Below are 19,441 nucleotides of genomic sequence, written 5' to 3'. Positions count from 1 at the left end.
TATATCGAAATATGTTTGAGTGCATTTTATTCAGTTACGCCAACTGAGCTTTCGGAGAAAAAAAGTGAAGACACTGGCTTCTCGTCTGTTCCTCGGTACTATTCTGAGTTCCGTACTCCTTTCCGCAGAGACTGGACGCTCCAGTGCTGCTCCGGCTCATCACCCTCGTCATGTGACAAGCTCTCATCATGCGACATCTGGCACACCTGCAAAGCCGCGTTCCCGTAGAACGTCCATGATGGCAGCCAGCGAAGAGAGCGTTGGTGTTCGTGGGTCGAGAAGCGCGCGCAACTCTGGGGGAGGCATGATGCGCGTCGAAACTGCACCTTATGCCGTGCAGTCTGTGGGGCGCCAATATATTGAGATGAGAAGCCCGACATCAACCGGTCTTGATGTTGTCCAAAATCTTCCAAGTGTCAGCATTGCCATGCCAGATACGTCTGGCATCAAAGGCGGTGCTCTGTATATGCGCGGTTTTACTGATGCCGATACGGCTTTGCTTTTGGACGGTGCTCCTGCATCTCTTGCGGCGTATCTTCAGCAGAACGTTGACGCAGAGAACATCGAAAGCGTCACCATGACGCCTGGGAGCTCTCCCATCGATGCGCCTGCATCCAATGCAACGGCAGGTACGCTTGATGAGCGCACACTAACCCCTGGGAAAAAAGCTGGGGGCAGCATGGATTTTTCTTACGGCACCAACAACATGTCCCGTGAATTCGTCCGACTGGAATCCGGAGAAATCGGAAATTCCGGTATCCGGTCTTACATCTCAGTCTCAAATACCCATTCGAGACAGTGGATGGGTGCAGGTACAAACCGCCGGACACATGTCGACGTTGGACTTTTTAAAGAATTTACCAATGGATCAACTGTAAAATTTTTTGGTTCATGGAACAATTCCATGTTTACAATTGATGCATATCCAGATGCTCAAACATTTTATAATTATAAGCATACGGGACAGGGATATAACCGTACAAATGTCTGGGACAGGAATTCCACGTCCGCCGGAAATTACTGGCAAGGCAATATTGACTCCTGGAACCAGTTTTTCGTCACAACACAAGCCCATATCATTATCAACAAACGCCTGACTTTCGACCTGTCTCCCTATTTCGCGACAGGGTTCGGCTGGGACGGCTCAACTGCCGGCACGCCAGCCTCGACGGGTGCCACATATTTCTATGGAAACGGGCAGAAAGCTGACCCTCCTACACCGTTGAGCACATACTGGGCGCAGCACTGGTCCCCGCAAGTCGGGCTTGTCGCCAAACTGGGTTACGACCTTGATCGTCATAACCATCTGTCTTTCGGATACTGGTATGAGAACAATGCCGTCGACTATTTCTTTCCAACCATGGCAACACAACCTGGCGGACGAAATGCCAAAACAAATGACAATGCCTATAAGCTCTATACAGCAGATGGTCAGGAAGCGATTTACAGGTACAATGCGGGCTACGAGCTGAATTCTTTCTTTATCGAAGATACCGCCAAATATTTTAATGATCGCCTGACCATAAACGGTGGCTTCAAATATATCATGTCCAACTATTGGGATCGCGCTTCCGGGCTCAGCCAGTTTACGATCGGAGCCAACTCAACCGCGCCGCTTCCGCATCTTTCTGTCTCGTATAAAATCGACTCTCACAGTCAGGTTTACATGAATGCAGAGGGGGATTTCCGGCAGCCGTCTCCGTCACAGCTGTCTGGCTCGACGTCACTTCCAAAAAACCAGTATTCCATCACGGAACAGATTGGATATCGCTATAACAACCGGTACCTGACGTTCGATATTTCGGCATTCAATTCCAATATCACCAACCGTCTTCTCACCACCTATCTGCCCAATACCGCTTACGCAGTTTCCAATGCTGGAAACCAGACGATCCGCGGATTCGATGCCATGATTGCGGGAAGGGATTTTCACCATTTCAGCCCCTATGCCTCAGTGGAGTATCTGCATGGCACTTTTGACTCAAATATTCCTTATGGTGACACATACCTTCCCACCAAAGGAAAACAGTCCATTCTCACGCCACGAGTGCTTGCAAATTTTGGCCTGACCTACAGCAATGCAGGCTTTTTTGGAAACTTCAGCCTTCACTATACCGGCCCGCAGTCAGTAACACTTGTGGGCGATCAGAGAATGCCAGGTTTTGTTACCAATACCCTGGCGCTTGGGTATCATTTCAAACCGCTCTATTTCCTGAAAACCCCTACGTTCCGTCTAAATTTTTCCAATTTGACGGGATCGGTCATTCGTGTCGGAACAACGGGCATTACCAACAACTACCATAACGTGACACTGCTCGATGGCAGTACCCTAGCAGGCAGCAGCGGGGCATCCTTCTATGTGCTTCCAAGATTTTCAATGACGGGAACGGTCTCATCGGATTTCTGAGTTTAGCTGCATTTCTCCAAAGAATAGTTTCTGAGATATACATCAGAGCGAATGGTTATCTTGCTGGTCCATGAGTGTTCGGGAGGGGCTAAGAAGAAAGCCCCTCCAATTGCTGTCCTAATCGCCAGGGCCATATGGCATAAAATATGGGCACGCACGTCAAAATAACTCAAATATTTACGACCACTGAGGAAATGGATCAGGAAGATTGTCGTAGTGCCCGGGCATGAAAATTTCGTCCTGTGATGGTGGAACAAGGCAATTGTCGAGCGCAGTACGAATTGCAGCCTCGTCCATTCCGGTTCCAATAAAGACCAGTTCCTGACGTCGGTCTCCGTAAACATCATCCCAGTATTTGGCCAATGTCGCTCGCCAGCCTTCGTCATCAGGCCAATTGTCATGCGGGACACTTACCCACCACCGCCCAGCCGCCTGATGACGCGCTAAAGCCCCCGCAATACTCAGATCTCCAACCCAATCCGGGCGGGTTGCAAGCCAGAAATAGCCTTTCACGCGCACCACACCATGCCGTGACTGCTCGATGAAGTCTGCAAAAGCTTCCGGTCTGAAAGGCCGATGGGCACGGTAAACAAAGCTGGAAATTCCGTATTCTTCCGTTTCCGGCCGATGTTCAGAATGCCCGTACAACTCTTTGAGCCACAAGGGATTGTGGTGTGCACGGTCAAAATCAAATCGGCCAGTGTTTAAAAGCTGGTTTATGGGAACCTGACTTTGGCTTGTTTCAACCACAGCTGCGTCAGCATTGAGAGAACGAATAATCAATCTTGCTGCCTCTGCCTGCTCGGTAGTGGCTGTATCGATTTTGTTCAGAACGATGACGCCCGCAAATTCGATCTGATCAACGAAGAGGTCTACGAGCGCGCGTTCGTCTTCTTCTCCCGCAACCTCACCTCGATCCCGAAGGAAATCGGTTGATCCGTAGTCTTTTGAGCAGGTTCACGGCATCCACAACAGTTACCATCGTATCGAGCCGAGCGACGTCACTCAAACTGCGGCCTTCTTCGTCTCGAAACTCGAAAGTAGCTGCGACGGGCCGGGGCTCTGCAATCCCGGTTGATTCAATCAGGAGGTAATCGAATCTTTTTTCTTCTGCCAGCCGTGTGACCTCGGTCAGAAGGTCATCCCGCAACGTACAGCAGATGCAGCCATTCGTCATTTCCACGAGCTTTTCATTTGTCCGTGACAAATTACTGCCGCCATTTCGGATCAGCTCGGCATCAATGTTCACGTCACTCATATCATTGACAATGACCGCAACCTTCAGACCGTCGCGATTATTCAGAACATGATTGAGAAGGGTAGTTTTTCCAGCTCCCAAAAAACCGGAAAGAACGGTCACAGGCAATCGATTGTCCGACATGAGGCAAGCACCTGAAGAGAAGAGGGGATTGATAGAGGCGTCAATAATAGTTATGTTATAACATAATAATAGCAAGGAAGCGTTTTCCATGCCGCAGTGTTCCACTCATACCCGTCTGGCTCGTCAGTCGTTGCTCAAAGACATTCTGTTGCCTCACTGTAGCATCAGTCTTCATCAGGCCAGCTTGTCGGAAACACTGACACAGGCGGCGAAAGACTATCTGAAATCCGCGCCTCGATCATGGATAGCGCGGGGGCAACTGGGGGACATTGCTGCCCAGCTACAAGCCTCATTTCCAGAAGGTACATTGCCTCTACAGAAAGACATCTTGGAGATCGCTACTCTTTACGGCGATATATCCCGACATCAGGCACTCCGCGTTCGTTTGGAAAAAATAACGACGGATAGTTGCAGGAAATTTCATGTCGATTGCGTCGATCTCCGTTTGCTTCGCTCTTATGTCGGGCCGGGAGTTCAATGGACAACCGACAACGGGTCAACCATCCAAGAAGCCTCTATCGGGGCAATTGTTCTTCTGAAAGGGAAACACTTTCCTCAGTGGGACCACGCAGAGAAGGTCCTCCATCGCTCGCCGCCACTCTCTCATCGCCCTGCCAAGGAGCGCATAAGGCTTCTACTCACGATTGATGAAGCCAACGCCTGTGGAGAACCCCCTTTCGAGATGGCAGCATAATAAATGTCCATCGCTCTAATCTAACTGTGTCAATTTTCGCGTCTTGTGAATGACACCTTATCAAATATTAGAGGCGTACTGCTTTGAGTTCTGCAGTCCATTTAGCGAGAAGTTCCTTCAGCGTGGCAATCCGGATATAAGCATTATCTTCACCCTTCAATTCCTCGATAACCTCGAATGAGAATGTATCACCACCATGGGCTATCCACGCGTCCTGTAGTGAGTGATGCGGATGACTGCCCAGTCGAAGCGTGAACCATAGCTGGTTTTGAATTTTGGAAAGATCGGGGGTGCTACCGACCCATACCTGGTCAGAGGTCACGCACCGAACCACGTAAATTCCGCTTGTTACCGTCCGCTCTTTATAGGCTGCGGTAACAGCTTTTCTTGTCTCACGTTGCATGCGTCATATCCTCCGTGGGTACGATTTGAGTAGACGAGTAGAACAAGCTTTTCAATATAACCCGGGTAAATTGACATTTATTTTTTTATTCCGGATAAAACCAATATGACGAATTATCTTTCCAGACCTTGCACCGCCTTTGCTGGCACTCAACAAATCGCCAGCGCAGCGCTGGTAGACGTTGCTCTCGCCATCAAACACACAAAGACGCATGCCCCCATTCTCACATTCGACGATGCAACGGGTGCGGTGATCGACCTCGATCTTCGCGGAACCACGGCTGAAATCGTCACACGGTTGACCCAACGGGGAGAAAAAGAGGCTTTGGCCGCCCGTAACCCCCGCCCACGTATGAAGGGAGAGGCTTCTAAGCCTCGTGGACGCCCCAAACTGGGAGTGGTGGCTCGCGAAGTGACACTTCTTCCGCGGCATTGGGAATGGCTAGCATCACAGACAGGCGGAGCATCTCAAACCTTAAGACGCCTTATTGACGATGCGCGTCGCTCAGATGGCGGCCAAACGCAGATCAAAGTCGCACGCGAGCGCACTTACCGCTTCCTGTCGGCCCTTGCAGGCGATTTACCCGGCTTTGAAGAGGTAACCAGAGCCCTCTTTGCTGGCGATATGGATACCTTCTCTCACCGCATGGAGGCGTGGCCCACGGATGTGAGAAACTATGCCCTGGCGCTTCTCCAGGTCACTTCTCCGAGCGAGAAGCCGGAATAGAAACCGGTCTTTCGCCCAAGCGTACTAGTCTGCTTATTTGAAATCCTGAACCTGACAGAGCATCTGTTCCTCGCTCATAGGAGTACTCGTCAGGCTCAGGTAAGGGTTAGGAGGCCTGTTTAGATCGGTCGCTGTTGTTTTGCCTTGATATCACCCAAAGTCAGCAGCCAGATCATGAAACCACCAAAAGCCAGGCCGCTGCCAACCCAGCCTACTGAGGTCCATCCAAAACCGGCTGCAATGGCAAGCCCACCTAGTGCGGGACCAACGGCATTAGACAGGTTGAAAGCGCTCTGGTTCAAGGCCGCAGCCATAGCTTCTGCACCTACCGCGACTTCAAGGAGGCGCGACTGAATCACCGTTCCCAGCCCTCCGCCACACCCGATCATAAACACAACAGGCATCAGCTCCCAGACGTTATGCGCAGATCCTGCGAAACCGGCGAGAGCTGAAGCATTGACGAGCAAGATACCGCCCATGGTCAGCATCATCTTCCGGTCAGCAGCCCAGGCGCAAACAACCGTTCCTGTGGTCATTCCCGCTCCAAAGACAGCCAGCATGATAGCAATCATCGTGGACGATGCATGTAGAATTTCCTGCATAATAGCCGTCAGGTAAGTATAAACACAAAAAATTCCACCAAACCCTACGGCACTGATTCCAAGGGTGAGCCACACTTGTCGGTTTTTAAGGCCTCTGAGTTGAGCCATTGCATTTGCATGGGGACGTGAGGGGTCTGTGGGAACAACAACACTGACAAGGACAGTTGTGATGAGTGCCAGAGCCGCGATCAAACCGAAGGACCAGCGCCATCCCAGAGCACTTCCTATGATACTGGCGAGGGGGACGCCTGCAACCGTTGCCACAGTAAGACCAAGCACGACACGCGAAACCGCCAGTGTCCTGCGACTTGGAGGAACGAGTGACGAAGCGATGATGCCAGCTATTCCAAAATAGGCGCCATGGGGAAGGCCGCTGACAAATCGGCATATCAAAAGGTAGCCATAAGATGGGACAAAGGCTGTGAGCCCATTTCCAACCATATAAAGGGTAGTAAGCCCAATGAGTGTTTTTTTATGGCTCAAACGTGCGCTGAGAACAGCAATGAGCGGTGCGCCAATACCAACACCCATCGCGTAAGCAACAATCGCGTGCCCGGCCTGTGGAACCGTAACCTGAAGTTCGCGTGCGATTAGAGGCACCAGACTCATGGCTGTAAATTCAGCAGTTCCTATAGCAAAAGCGCCCAGAGCGAGCACACAGAAAATAAGAGATGTGCGAGGGGAGGGAACGTTCGTCAAAGACGAGTTCTCGAGCGGCACTGCGATGGTCATGTGGTCTCTTCGAGGAAAAATTTCAAGAAAGCGAGCGAGGCGCGATAGACCACAAGAAACCGTGAGAGCAATGCCGCGATGAAGCGGTTCAAAACTGATAATAACTATAATGTTATTATAACATAACGATCATAGAAAAATTTCTACTTCAGAAATGCAAAAAGACTGCAGGACGAGCCGCTCTTATCGCAGAACGAAACCGCAAAAAAGTATCGAAAAAATAAAAATCAAACGCTAGATACTAAGAGGAAAATTCCTGATGATACTGCGACGAATCAGACCTTACTGGAAGCCATGATCCCGAATGCAGATCCTCATATCATCCGTAGTTTTTAAAGCCTTGCCCTAGGGCAGCGTGGTATTAGGCATTGCATGTCCCATCGCCGAAAACCCTTTGCCACGCAGCCCCTTCAACCCGTTTACGAGCTCATTACGGCCAAGCCAGCACACAGTTTTACTCTGTCCAGGCATGATTACCCCGCTGAGTGCGCTAAGTGGAATTACCATCCCGAGTATGAACTGCACCTGATTACAGCGGGGAGTGGGCGGTATGTCGTGGGTGACCATGTCGGTACCTTCTACGCCAGAAGCATGTTTCTGATAGGGCCCAACTTACCTCACAACTGGTTAAGCAATCTGGGGCAAGAGCAGGTCTGTCATGGGCGCGATCTGATCGTACAGATCCAGCCATCATGGCTTCAGGGATTGATTCAACTATGCCCGGAGTTTGGGGACATTCTGCGCCTGATTGAGGACGCGGCCAACGGGGTCGAATTTCATGGTCCATCCCTGGAAATGCTCTGCCACCAGATGGAAGACCTAGAGTTCTCTGACCCAGCCGAGCGGGTCTCGAAACTGATTGCGCTTCTTGTAAATTTGGCTCAGGTGCCTCGACACGTTCTATGTCAGTCTTGGAACTCCCGCTCTTCAAAAGCAGAAGAGTCCAGGGTGATCGATCAGGTCATGCAGAGCTTGTTGTCTTCAGATTTAAAGACGATCAAACAGGCAGAGATCGCCCATCGCGTTAAAATGAGTCCGTCTGCTTTCTCGCGTCTATTCCAGCAAGCAACAGGGGGCACTTTCACCAGTTTTGTGCGCCGTTTACGGATCAGTCGTGCATGCAACCTTCTGATGACAACGAGAGATCCCATTTCCATTATAGGCGCAGAAGCTGGCTTCAGTAATCTATCCAATTTCAATCGAGCATTTCTGGAAGAAAAAGGGGTTACGCCCAGAAGGTATCGCCGAGAAGCAGAGCAATCCATTCAAGCGTCAATCTAGTTTTTGATCATTCATCCAGCTCTAAAATTTATCCGCCTCGGTAACGCAGAGCGTCCAGAACAAGGGTGAACGCTGGAGAGGGCTGCCGCCTGCTTGGGTAATACAGATAATACCCGTCGAATGGCTCGCACCATTCCTCCAGCATTCGCACCAGAATTCCGGAAGAAAGGTGATCTTTGACGTGATCCTCAAGCATGAAAGCAATACCGTGCCCCGTGAGCGCGGCTTCCACAATCAGATTGATATCGTTGAACACAAGTTGTCCTTGCGTTTTAACCCGGATCTCTTTGCCGTCGCGCTCAAACTCCCAAGCATATAATCCACCGGAAGTCGGCAAGCGCAGATTGATACAGTTATGGTGAGCCAGATCGTAAGGCGTTTCCGGGATAGTCTTTCCGCTCAGATATGGTGGGGAGGCCACAGCAGCCATCCGAAGGCGTGGGCTGATTGGCACAGCAATCATGTCCTGCTCCAGTCTTTCTCCAAGCCTTATTCCTGCGTCATATCGCTCAGCCACGATATCGACGAGGCCTCCTTCAATATTGATTTCCACGTTGATGTCAGGATTTTCGGCTGTGAGACGATCAATAGCTGGCCACAGCACCGTGTACGCCGCGTGAGAACTTGCCGTGATCCGAACAGTGCCAGCAGGGCGGTCCCGTAACTCGGTCAATGCGGCAAGCTTCTGGTCAATATCCTCAAGGGCAGGACGGAGTGTTTCTATAAGGCGTTCACCAGCCAATGTAGGTGCGACACTCCTGGTTGTGCGCGTAAGGAGCCGAAGGCCCAGTCTGGCTTCGAGCCGCCGAAGAGAATGGCTGAGCGCAGATTGTGAAATCCCAAGCTTGCCTGCGGCCTTGGTAAAACTGCCTTCATCAGCAACTGCCATGAACATGGCCAGACTTCCAAGCTCTTCACGCCGCATTATGCTCAGGCCTTCTCACAGGTTTCATGACTAAAAGTCATAGACCCAAGAAATTTACCTTGTCTAATCGATTGATGAGTCCGGGCTTATGATTCGCGTGTTCAGAGCCTTGGCAGACGCCCAAGGATAAACACGCGGGATCAAGAAACATGCAGAAACGTCTGTTAGGCCAGAGTGGTCTGGAAGTATCAGCGCTTGGACTCGGCTGCATGGGCCTGAGCTATGGCTATGGCCCTGCCACCGACCGCAAGGATGCTATTGCGCTGATCCGCGCAGCATATGAGCGTGGGGTCACTTTCTTCGATACTGCCGAAGCTTATGGACCAGGCATTAATGAAGAAGTCGTTGGGGAGGCACTAGAGCCGGTTCGCAATCAGGTCGTGATTGCCACCAAGTTTGGTTTCGTAAACGGCGTGCCAGCACAGGGATTGGATAGTCGGCCGGAGCGTATTCGACAGGTTGCGGATGAAGCTCTGACGCGCCTGCGGACTGACAGGATTGATCTCTTTTACCAGCATCGCGTCGATCCAAACGTGCCGGTCGAAGATGTTGCTGGAACGGTGAAAGACCTTATCGCAGCGGGCAAGGTCAAGCATTTTGGCATGTCTGAAGCGGGGACGGATTCAATCCGTCGTGCACATGCCGTACAGCAGGTTGCAGCTCTCCAGAGTGAATATTCGATGTTCTGGCGCGAGCCTGAATTGGAAATCCTGCCGCTCCTTGAAGAACTGGGTATCGGCTTCGTGCCATTTGCGCCTCTTGGCAAAGGGTTTCTGACTGGAAAACTCGATCCAAAGGCCGTGTTCGCCAAAGATGATTTCCGAAGCTCTGTTCCCCGGTTTCAGGCTGATGCACTGGCCGCGAACCAGGCCCTTGTTGATCTTGTTAAAGCCATTGCATCTGAAAAATCCTGCACGCCCGCGCAGATCGCATTGGCGTGGCTTCTGGCCCAGAAGCAGTGGATTACTCCCATTCCCGGCACGACGAAACTTGATCGTCTCGAAGAAAATCTGGGAGGGACTGATGTCATTCTGACACAGGATGATCTGACCCGCATTGAAGAGGCACTCAACGGGATCACCCTGCAAGGGGACCGTTATCCTGCCTCATATCAGAACCTGATCAATCGCTAAGCCACAGTTTCGGAGAGAATAATCATGACACTCATCCCGCCTGCAGTTATGCTGAACAATGGCGTTCAGATGCCATCTCTTGGCTTTGGTGTGTTCCAGGTCCCTGATCCTGCTGAATGTGAGCAAAGTGTTCGGGACGCTATTGATGTCGGCTATCGGCTTCTGGACACAGCAACGTCCTATGGCAACGAGGAAGCAGTCGGACATGCTATCCGCAACCACGGGATTGACCGCAGCGATTTATTCGTCACTACCAAACTCTGGATTGAAGATGCGAGTTATGAGGGCGCCAAGGCTGCTTTTGAGCGCTCGTTGAACAAACTCCAGACGGACTATCTCGATCTCTGGTTGATCCATCAACCATACGGGGACGTCTATGGGGCATGGCGCGCAATGGAAGAACTGTATCGTGCGGGCCGTATCCGGGCGATCGGCGTCAGCAACTTCTATCCTGACCGACTGGTGGATTTTGTCCTGCACAACCAAATCACACCAGCGATCAATCAGATTGAACTCCATCCTTTTCATCAGCAGGACGATGCGCTGAAAATCCTGAAGCAATATGATGTTCAGGCGGAAGCCTGGGGACCGTTTGCAGAGGGACGAAACGGGCTGTTCTCGAATGATTTGCTTCAGTCAATTGCGCAGAAGCATGGCAAGACCATCGCTCAGGTTGTGCTGCGTTGGTTGAACCAGCGCGGGATTGTCGCGATCCCCAAGTCAGTCCGTAAAAAGCGTATGGCCGAAAACTTTGCTATCTTCGACTTTACGCTGGACGATGCTGATGTGGAGGCGATTACCACGCTTGATCAGAAAGCCAGTAGCTTCTTCGATCACCGCGATCCGGAGAAAGTCAGATGGCTGGGGACCAGGAAGTTAGGGTGAGATATCAGTATTAGTTTTTCACATCTCAGCATCTCGGTTATTTTGCTGACTATGGTGCTGGAGGGAGCCTACGTTGTACTACACAAGCATCTACTGGCCTCTCTACGCGCAGAGCTGCACAGACAGGGCATCGCGAACTGTCAAAAGGCTTTGTCTGCAAAAGACGAGAAGCGTGTAGTGGAGGCCGGGTTGGTTCTAGTACAGCGAAGACCCGGATCGGCTGAAAGCGTGGTGTTCATGACGTTAAAGGAGAAATTCGTGAACATAAACACCATCATTTGGCCCACTCCGAGGCTTATCGACAGATAGTGCGTGTCGGAAATGCTAGCTAACGTTGCAAACCGCTCTTTACAGGATTTTGACGAATACTCGCACGAGGTACCCTCTGAACCCATCGCGATCAAGTCACGTAATTTCCACTGATTTGCGATATTCAAAAGCTTTAGATCTGTCCATTTCTAAAATCTGAGGCATCCCCAAGAGTTATCATGGTTGGACGGTACATTAACCGTACAGACTGCGGTGAAATACCTGTTTTCTACCGCAGTCAGATCCTAAACAACTAACCTTAAGGCATGGGCGCTTTATAGCGACAAGCATAAGGGGGAAGCCAACATGGATTGGGTCTCAATGCAAGCTTCATGCCCCAGGATGTAACGGGTAAGGAATTCTGGTCCTGCATGGTGAGACTACGTACCACACCATCAAACGGACGGGCGAGGGCGATCCATCGTTCTCCCTGTGTATCCGGCAACGATCTAAAGCCTGTAATATTTGCAAGTTTTCCATCCTGATCCGCGACAGTCATATCTCGAAAGTAGCTGTCTGGCCACGAGGGAGGCGCCTCGTGGAGTGTAAGCATCCAGACGCCGGAACTGCCATTTGGCACCTGTACGGGCAACAATCTGATGCATGACAGCACGAACACCGCAGCTATTGTGCCAAGAGCCACTCTCCACCGTGGAGAAAACAAAGCCGTAAAACAACGCCATGCCAGCAGACCCATCGCAGGAAGAACCCACTTGAAATAATGGACGTTGTTGTAGCGCCACAGACCACTTGGAATCAGATCAATGTAGGAAAAGAACAGAAGACTGTATCCGATGCAGAGGCATGCCAGCAGAATATAGGGAATATCTTTTCGGCTGCGAGCAGTCCACGGTAACATTGCGATGCCCGCGATACCGAAAAACAGCCAATTGATTTGCTCCATCAAGCCTTCGCCATCAGGGAACCAAGGGCGCGGGGTTAAAAGCAGCAGGTAGGTTTTCCACCACAAAAGATCGGTGCGGAAGCCAAGCTCTTTTGAGTGGACCATGTATTCCGAAGCATGGAACCCATAAATCTGGACGTACAAAGCACCAGCGATGCCCAACACGACCGTAGCACCAGCAACCGCGGCCAGAAGCTCCCTCCAACGTAACTCACGTTCCCACAATGCTGTCAGAAAGCAGGTCGCGGCTACACCTCCTGAAATGAGAAGATCAGTCGGCCGGGTAACGGGAATAAACGCCAGTAAGGCCCCCAGCAAGGCAAATAACGGTAGACGAGAAATTGAAAGCCTGCCGGCATCCTTCAACAGGACTAAACGCGTCGCGAGTGCGAATGCCCACCAGATCAGGGGAACGGAGAGCGTTGTGTTCCAAGGTACGACCCAAACACTCAAAATTGGCGCGGGAAACACGGTCGTGCCGATGGCAATCAACATGCCTGCAAACACAGACAATTCTAAACCTTCTGCAAGAAAAATTATCGCCCCCACCGTTGCGAGAAGGCACAGAAGATCAGGCAGCAGGTAGCAGTTATTCCCCATCCAGACAAAAGGCGCCCCAAGCAACGCATATCCAAACGGATACCAATGTTGAGCAGGAGACAAATCCCAATGGGAGATCGCGAGCGCTGATTGCAAGTATTTCGATTGATCGAACCACCCCCACCATCCCTCTGGAAAACGTGCTTCAGGCGTGGGGCGAGCGGGATAATGGAGGTATCCTAAAAGGTAAATGACAGTTATTGTCATAAAACCAAAAACAGAAAAAATGTATTTTAAATACAATCCCACCTGACTGGATTTTGTTCTATTAAAATAATAAATATTAATGCCCATTATAAAATAATCTTCTTACTTAAATATAAATTGAAATGATAAAACATATATTATTTATAGTATAAATTCCGTTGATCTTACTGAGCATAAGTTGACTTATGTTCTCTTTTTTATTCATAATAAATCTCGCTTTTGATCGTGAAGATATTTCTTCTGATGATGGAGCTCTGCATTTTCTTACGTAAGCCATAGTGGGACCGAAATTATATCTTCCGATTAAATTAAGTTCCCCTCTAATCCAGCACATAAATTTTTGAAGATAATTTTGCAATAATACAAACTATTAAATGCACATATTATCAATCGAATATTGAAAAGAATTGTTTCTATAAATCCCCGTAAATTCAATGCAACCGTATTTTTTTGCATAATCTAGCGACCAGTACTCATATGGTCCAAATCCTTCAATCTGAGCATTTCGCGATTTCCATGCACCAAGCTCACTACCGTACCGTTTTTGGATCAATTTATGGGCGTTTCTCACAACCTGACGCTGAGAAACGTCCATATCCGGCAGGCGGGTAGAGGATTCATCGTGAAGCAAACGGGAAGCCGGCGCGATGACCACGCGCTGTTTTGCTCGCCTGGCGCGCAGACACAAATCGATATCGTTCCATGTGACAGGCAGAGCTTCGTCCAGCCCTCCGATCTCATCCAATAACGTGCGACGAATTGCCAGGCAGGCACCAGTCACTGCTGGTACGTCGTAATCGGCGGCAGTCCCTTCGGGATCAGCTGGAAATGTTTCGCCCAGTCCGACGTGCCTTGCCTTTGGTCCAACCTCCAGATCAATCCCAGCATGCTGTACGGTCCCATCGCTGAACAATAGAACTGCACCCGTTACACCAACATCCTGTTGCATCAGCGGTGCCACCAGATACTCAAGCCATGACGCGTTGATAACGTCCACATCGTTGTTCAAAAGAACAACAATTTCTCCTCGGGAATGAGAAACACCGAGATTGTTCAAATACGACCAGTTGAAAGGACCAGGGGCATTAACCACAGTTACATTTTCGCGCCGTTCAGCCTTGCGCAATACGGATTGTGCATCTTTATCAGTCGTCCCGTTATCAACAACGACGATCTCCATCTGCGCATAATTCGTGCGATAAAAGAGAGCCTCCAATACGCGACGGATGAGTTCAGGCTTATCTTTCGTTGGGATAATGATCGACACGCTAGGCAAATTGGTAGGGACACGCAGCAGTGCAGGGCGCATTCCACCAGATATTGGACGTGCCCGATGCAACAAAACTGCAGAAACGTGCAGGACCTGATCTGTTCTTAGATATCCTGAGACCATCGTCGCCGGCACACTTCCTGTACTCAGAAACTCTTGGAACAGGGGCTCAGATAAGTCTCGCCGAAAAAGGACTAGTCCAGTCAGGCAAGGTGTATACGCCTGGTATCGTATCCATTCCTCCTTGATCCATGGATCACAATATCCTGCCTGATCCCGAATATCTTCGTCCGCATATGCAAGTCCGGCATGTGGAGCAAGGGTCAGTGCTTCACTCATCCGTGCGCAAGCGTCTGGTTCAAGGCGATCATCAGCGTTAAGAACAGCAATCCAACCTATAGTCTTGATATCTCGTGCTGTTTTAATCAGGGAGACACGACGATCACGGCCCAAGCGGGATCGACAGGCCGACAAACTGAAACGATCGGCCAACACAAAAAGACGCCATTCCAGGGTTGTCTGTGCCTGAAGGGATGCGAAGAGCCCTTGCAGTTCCTCCTCCCAGGACGGGAGGCCGCGATCCACCCTGACCACAAAAGATATAGGCGGTAGCAAAGCTGCCTGCGGACGATCAGTCTTGTCGCTGCCTTGCGTTACAAGACTACGCCAATAACGGTAAGCCCTCAGGTCATTGCACCGCAGTACACTCTGGTCCAACGGTAACTGCCGAACCTCAGGGCACATTAGAAAATGAAGCAGCGCTTCCACAAGACTGTCTGTGGGCTCAAGATCAGGCATAGGCTGCACAGGACAGATGTTATGCCTCTCTACAATTGTATCCCAGTAATTGACGCACAATTCTCGCGGATCGGGTGAGATGCGCAGATTGTGGAACTCTTCAGAGGCCAGAAGTTCACGAATAAACGCGTCAGGTTCACCACCATTTGCAAGAAAGGCGACGCCACTGTCGATCCCACCCCGATCAGCTGCACGTCTTAAGATAAGACCATAAGCTCGCACAACAAATTCGTACCGCGCGCCCTCATCGTCCAGTTGCAAAATGGCAGAAGTCATTCGACCGGCAACTCCACCGAAGGAATAATTTCTACGTGCTCATCCTCAAAAAACAGGGCTGCCTCAAGCGATTTACGCATCGCATCAAAGGAAAACTTCTTTTCTGCAAATTCAGTTTGCGCACAGGATTGGGCAAGCCAACGTTCGTCGTCAGATAGAAGCGTGATGATGCCATTGGCAAGATCTTGGGCGCTGTCTGAAACACAGAGGATCTGCTCCAGTCCTTCGATCCCTTCGGCACCTATAGAAGTCGTAATCAACGGCAGGCCATAATGCAGAGCTTCCACGACTTTACCTTTTACGCCCGCCCCGAACCTGAGCGGAACAATCGCAACACGGCTGGTTTCATAATACCGTCGCAAATGATCATCACTGACCCAGCCCGTGACTTCGACCGATGGACCAGCAAGCCCCATAACGGCTGCGGTGGGATGAGACCCTACGAGCAGAACTCGCGCATCAGGATATTTCTGCTGCACAAGCGGTAGGATGCATTCTACCAGGAAGTGAGCCGCGTCCTCATTAGGTGGATGCGCAAAGCCAGCGACAAACAAAATTGTCTGCCCTTCGACAACAGCCTCCCGGCGACGGGAGTATCGATAACAATAAGGCACAACCGCGCGGATATCAGCGCTCGGCTCCAGCGAAAGTGCGTGATCCCGTTCTACTGTCGAGAGGTAAAGGCTCCGGTCAAACAGCCTCCACAATCGCCGTTCAAGCTGCTCCATTTCGTTGGATGCACGATAAAGGGCCTTGTCACCTTTGAGCTTCGCTTCCCGGCGCATTCTATCAAAATGCAGGTCATGGCCATAGAAAATCAACTTCAGGTTAGGCCGAGAACAAAGCGCGGGCAGAAATTCGAAGGCAATACTGGGCCGGCTGACGAGAACGAGATCTATGGAATCCCCACGCTCATCCAGCCATTCTACAAAACCACCATGCCAACGATGATCTACCACCTCCACGCCCATATCCTGAAGCGCCGCCGTATAAAGCGGCGAATAGGCACGGTTCTGTGGCCAGAACTTCACAACAAATCCTGACTGGATCAGGCATTCGATCACGTTTGTGATTGTACGCGATCCGGCATCCCTGTCGGGCTCTGGCACGTAATGATCGATAACCAGAACAACTCGTTTATTCCGAGCGCGATCAACCGCACGATAAAGATCAGCTGAATTAGGATAATGATTATCGGCCAGTACATCCCGCCAACGGTCACACATGAGCTTCTGATTGATTGCCTGACGAGCTTTGATTCCGCTGGTCAAATCAGTTCCGTGAGAGACACCTTCATGATGAATCACCACGGATCGCGGCGCATAAACAACCTTGAACCCTGCGTTCCGCACACGAAATGCCAGATCCGTATCTTCATAGTAGGCAGGGGCGAAATGCGGATCAAACCCTTCCAACGCCTCAAACAAAGATCGTCTGATCATGATTGCGGCACCAGAGATATAATCTACTTCGCGGGTATAATTGAATTCCGGCTGTAAAGGATCGCCATTACGCCCCCAATTCCATCCCGAAGCATCGCCCCAGATGATTCCACCAGCCTCTTGCAGGGAGCCATCCGGATAGACGAGCTTGGAACCCGTCATGCCTACACTTGGGTCTCGGTCAAGCAATCCCACCAGAGCATCAAGTGAATTTTTGAGAATTTCAGTGTCGTTGTTAAGGAAGAATATGTACTCACCAACCGCTAGGCGCGCTGCTGCATTGCAGGATTCCAAGAAGCCAAGATTATTCTGATGTCTGATATGACGGACGCCAGATACGATCTCGGGCAAACGAGCCTCATGGCCATCATAAGGGTAGGCGTCATCGGCCAGGATAATTTCAAATGGAACGTCAGGGAGGTGATCAGCAAAAGACCTTAGGCATCGGTATGTTACAGCATCTTGCCCGTAAGCAGGGATAATGACTGAAACGACAGGTTTATGACTTGTCGGTATGACAAATGGTGCAAGAACCATATCGGACGCTTCAATTTTTTCAGATGAAATATAACCATCAGGAGGGGCAAGTGCTGAAACGCTGTCGTGACCAGCCTTTCCGATCTCCTGTGTAATCGCCTCATGATAGGCTCGACGAAGCCGCAGACGATGAGCGAGCTGACCTGTTGCAGTCCACCATACTGCCTTTGCTGCCATCCGTGCCAAACGTGCTGACCGCGGAGAGATGCGGGCTGCTACCCTGATTGGGGCGCTGACACGCCAACTCAGACTTCGCTGAAAGGCATTGATATGGTTTCGAGCCTGTTCAAGTTCATCAGAGAGGCGACGAACCAAGATACGACTAGCTTCTGCATCCGCCTGCCAGGCCCGAGAGTCGGCCTCTCGCGCCGAAGTCTGATGAATTTCGATGTTCTCAAGAAGATCTTCGGTTTCCCTCAGTCTCTTTTGAGCAATCAGAAGCTGTGCCTCAGCGTGCATCTGCCGCCCGTGCAGTGATGCAATATGACTCTGCTGCTGACTGATCTTGGCCATGAAGGAGGCGTCACGGCTGCTCAGTTCCTGATAGGCTCTTTCTATCTCATTCCGTAGTTGCGCGGCTTCTTCGCGATAGCGTTCTACATCCTCAAGACAGGAAAGATCTGCATTCTTCTGGCATTCTATCTGGGCGGCATCGAGCTCTCGCACACGATCCAGAGTCTCATTCAAGCGTTGCTCTGCCTCGATAGCACGACGCGCCTGTGCCAGACGCTCAGTCATATCGGTATCGAGGTCTGTGCGATGAATATAAAAAGAATCTGGAATTTCTGGGAGCGGCTCGTCAGACGCGAAAGCAATTAAATAGGGTGCATGCGAGGGCTGCGACAGGACTTCAAAATAATCAGCATTGCGCTTTTCAAAAACCAAAGGGGCGCAGCTTGACCGTTCTTCGGCCAAGATAACCGACCCAATCATGGGCTTCTGAATAAGAAGTGCAACGTGACGGAAATTTTTCTGCAACAACTCAAGAAAATTAATTCTGGTCAACTCATGGACATGAAACGGGTTGTCGGGCTCACCAACCGCCGAATATACATCTTTGTCGGGTGAACTGATGATCAAAAGACCATCTGAGCGTAGGGAGCGCTTGATCTCGCTCAGGAAAGCATCATGATCCTCGACATGCTCGATTGTCTCAAACGAGAGGAACCTATCAAAGGAATGGTCCTCAACGGGAAGCTTGGTGGCATCCCCGCAAGCAAATCTCAAATTGGGCCGAGTAAACTCTCTCGCTGCGTGGTTGACAGTGTCGCCATCAATATCGACGCCCTGCACAAACTGCGCGACCTGCGCGATCATAGCCGCCCCATAGCCTTCGCCTGACGCAACGTCCAATACCACACAGTCAGTGCAAAACTGCCGCGCCATCAGGTAGCGATGATAATGCTCGACTTCGATCTGACCAGAAATGTCAGATGTAAATCGTTCCCCGTTGAATGCGAGGCTGTTTTTCGCCTGTTCCCGGCGGATGATCTTCGGCGTCACGTGAACGGTTCTCGACTTCTTGAGTTTGAATGAACCTTTAACATCTTCCAGTTCTTCTATCTAGTTCTTCCGTGAAGAGTAGGAACAACCCTCAATAAAATAACCATAATTGATTTCGGAATTAGACTTAATTCGACACCATGTACAAATCCCGACCATATTCTTTCCGGCTATCCGCCTGTCGCATGCACATATTTAAGCTATTAAACAGAGAGCCAAAATGCAGCCAGGCCAAAGAAGCTCTGGATTAACTCAATAGATAAAGGCCCACTCTGAGTAGGCAGCCAACCATGAGAACGAGGAAAATACTCTATCTCAACGTGAACTTTAGTGTTTTTCCCTCTCCACCCACGATCCTGACCGCTGTGCAGGCAACGGTATCGTGCGATACCCCAGACAGGTGGCCAATCGTCATCTTCTCAGCCA

The 19,441-nt window shown here is 50.5% G+C and carries 12 protein-coding genes and 1 pseudogene; 6 read left to right on the top strand and 7 right to left on the bottom strand.

Annotation, left to right across the window (positions count from 1 at the left end):
• The first annotated feature begins 64 nt into the window (after nt 1-64).
• The gene (locus tag KP705_RS02350) at nt 65-2,407 is read left to right on the top strand and encodes a TonB-dependent receptor (RefSeq protein ID WP_215763940.1); all 2,343 of its coding nucleotides are present in this window, start codon (nt 65-67) and stop codon (nt 2,405-2,407) included.
• Between the two features lie 177 nt (nt 2,408-2,584).
• On the opposite strand, the pseudogene zigA reads toward KP705_RS02350, so the two are convergent.
• Nucleotides 2,585-3,788 (bottom strand): annotated as a pseudogene (gene zigA / locus KP705_RS02345) (zinc metallochaperone GTPase ZigA).
• An 88-nt stretch (nt 3,789-3,876) separates the two neighbouring features.
• Here zigA and KP705_RS02340 point away from each other — a divergent pair.
• Nucleotides 3,877-4,482: a DUF1826 domain-containing protein gene (locus KP705_RS02340; protein WP_215763939.1), complete on the top strand. Its 606-nt coding sequence runs from the start codon at nt 3,877-3,879 to the stop codon at nt 4,480-4,482.
• A 67-nt stretch (nt 4,483-4,549) separates the two neighbouring features.
• On the opposite strand, the gene KP705_RS02335 is transcribed toward KP705_RS02340, so the two are convergent.
• Complete coding sequence (locus KP705_RS02335) at nt 4,550-4,885, bottom strand: GIY-YIG nuclease family protein (protein ID WP_215763938.1); 336 nt, start codon at nt 4,883-4,885, stop codon at nt 4,550-4,552.
• Between the two features lie 105 nt (nt 4,886-4,990).
• On the opposite strand from KP705_RS02335, the gene KP705_RS02330 reads away from it, so the two are divergent.
• Nucleotides 4,991-5,611, top strand: a complete 621-nt coding sequence (locus KP705_RS02330; protein ID WP_215763937.1) for a DUF2239 family protein — start codon at nt 4,991-4,993, stop codon at nt 5,609-5,611.
• A gap of 119 nt (nt 5,612-5,730) precedes the next feature.
• On the opposite strand, the gene KP705_RS02325 is transcribed toward KP705_RS02330, so the two are convergent.
• The gene (locus KP705_RS02325; RefSeq protein WP_215763936.1) at nt 5,731-6,945 is read right to left on the bottom strand and encodes an MFS transporter; all 1,215 of its coding nucleotides are present in this window, start codon (nt 6,943-6,945) and stop codon (nt 5,731-5,733) included.
• A gap of 372 nt (nt 6,946-7,317) precedes the next feature.
• On the opposite strand from KP705_RS02325, the gene KP705_RS02320 reads away from it, so the two are divergent.
• The gene (locus KP705_RS02320) at nt 7,318-8,226 is read left to right on the top strand and encodes a helix-turn-helix domain-containing protein (RefSeq protein WP_215763935.1); all 909 of its coding nucleotides are present in this window, start codon (nt 7,318-7,320) and stop codon (nt 8,224-8,226) included.
• 28 nt (nt 8,227-8,254) lie between these two features.
• Here KP705_RS02320 and KP705_RS02315 read toward each other — a convergent pair whose 3' ends face one another.
• Entirely contained in the window at nt 8,255-9,151 is an 897-nt protein-coding gene (locus tag KP705_RS02315) for a LysR family transcriptional regulator (RefSeq protein WP_046901748.1), read from the bottom strand.
• Between the two features lie 149 nt (nt 9,152-9,300).
• On the opposite strand from KP705_RS02315, the gene KP705_RS02310 reads away from it, so the two are divergent.
• The gene (locus KP705_RS02310) at nt 9,301-10,284 is read left to right on the top strand and encodes an aldo/keto reductase (protein WP_046901747.1); all 984 of its coding nucleotides are present in this window, start codon (nt 9,301-9,303) and stop codon (nt 10,282-10,284) included.
• 24 nt (nt 10,285-10,308) lie between these two features.
• A complete protein-coding gene (locus KP705_RS02305) occupies nt 10,309-11,169 on the top strand; it encodes an aldo/keto reductase (RefSeq protein ID WP_046901746.1) in 861 nt (286 codons plus the stop codon).
• Between the two features lie 568 nt (nt 11,170-11,737).
• Here KP705_RS02305 and KP705_RS02300 read toward each other — a convergent pair.
• The 3 genes from KP705_RS02300 to KP705_RS02290 form a co-directional block, all read right to left on the bottom strand.
• Nucleotides 11,738-13,276 (bottom strand): hypothetical protein, encoded by a 1,539-nt coding sequence (locus KP705_RS02300; protein ID WP_215763934.1) that lies wholly within the window; start codon nt 13,274-13,276, stop codon nt 11,738-11,740.
• Between the two features lie 283 nt (nt 13,277-13,559).
• Complete coding sequence (locus KP705_RS02295; RefSeq protein ID WP_215763933.1) at nt 13,560-15,257, bottom strand: glycosyltransferase; 1,698 nt, start codon at nt 15,255-15,257, stop codon at nt 13,560-13,562.
• Between the two features lie 272 nt (nt 15,258-15,529).
• Nucleotides 15,530-19,015 carry a glycosyltransferase gene (locus KP705_RS02290; protein ID WP_215763932.1) on the bottom strand — a complete coding sequence of 1,162 codons (3,486 nt, stop codon included), beginning with the start codon at nt 19,013-19,015 and terminating at the stop codon, nt 15,530-15,532.
• Nucleotides 19,016-19,441: the final 426 nt, after the last annotated feature.

This window comes from Gluconobacter sp. P1D12_c (assembly GCF_018812105.1).
Classification (GTDB): domain Bacteria; phylum Pseudomonadota; class Alphaproteobacteria; order Acetobacterales; family Acetobacteraceae; genus Gluconobacter; species Gluconobacter oxydans_A.
The sequence above is the reverse complement of the archived record's forward strand: the minus strand, read 5'-3'. Positions and strand labels throughout refer to the sequence as shown.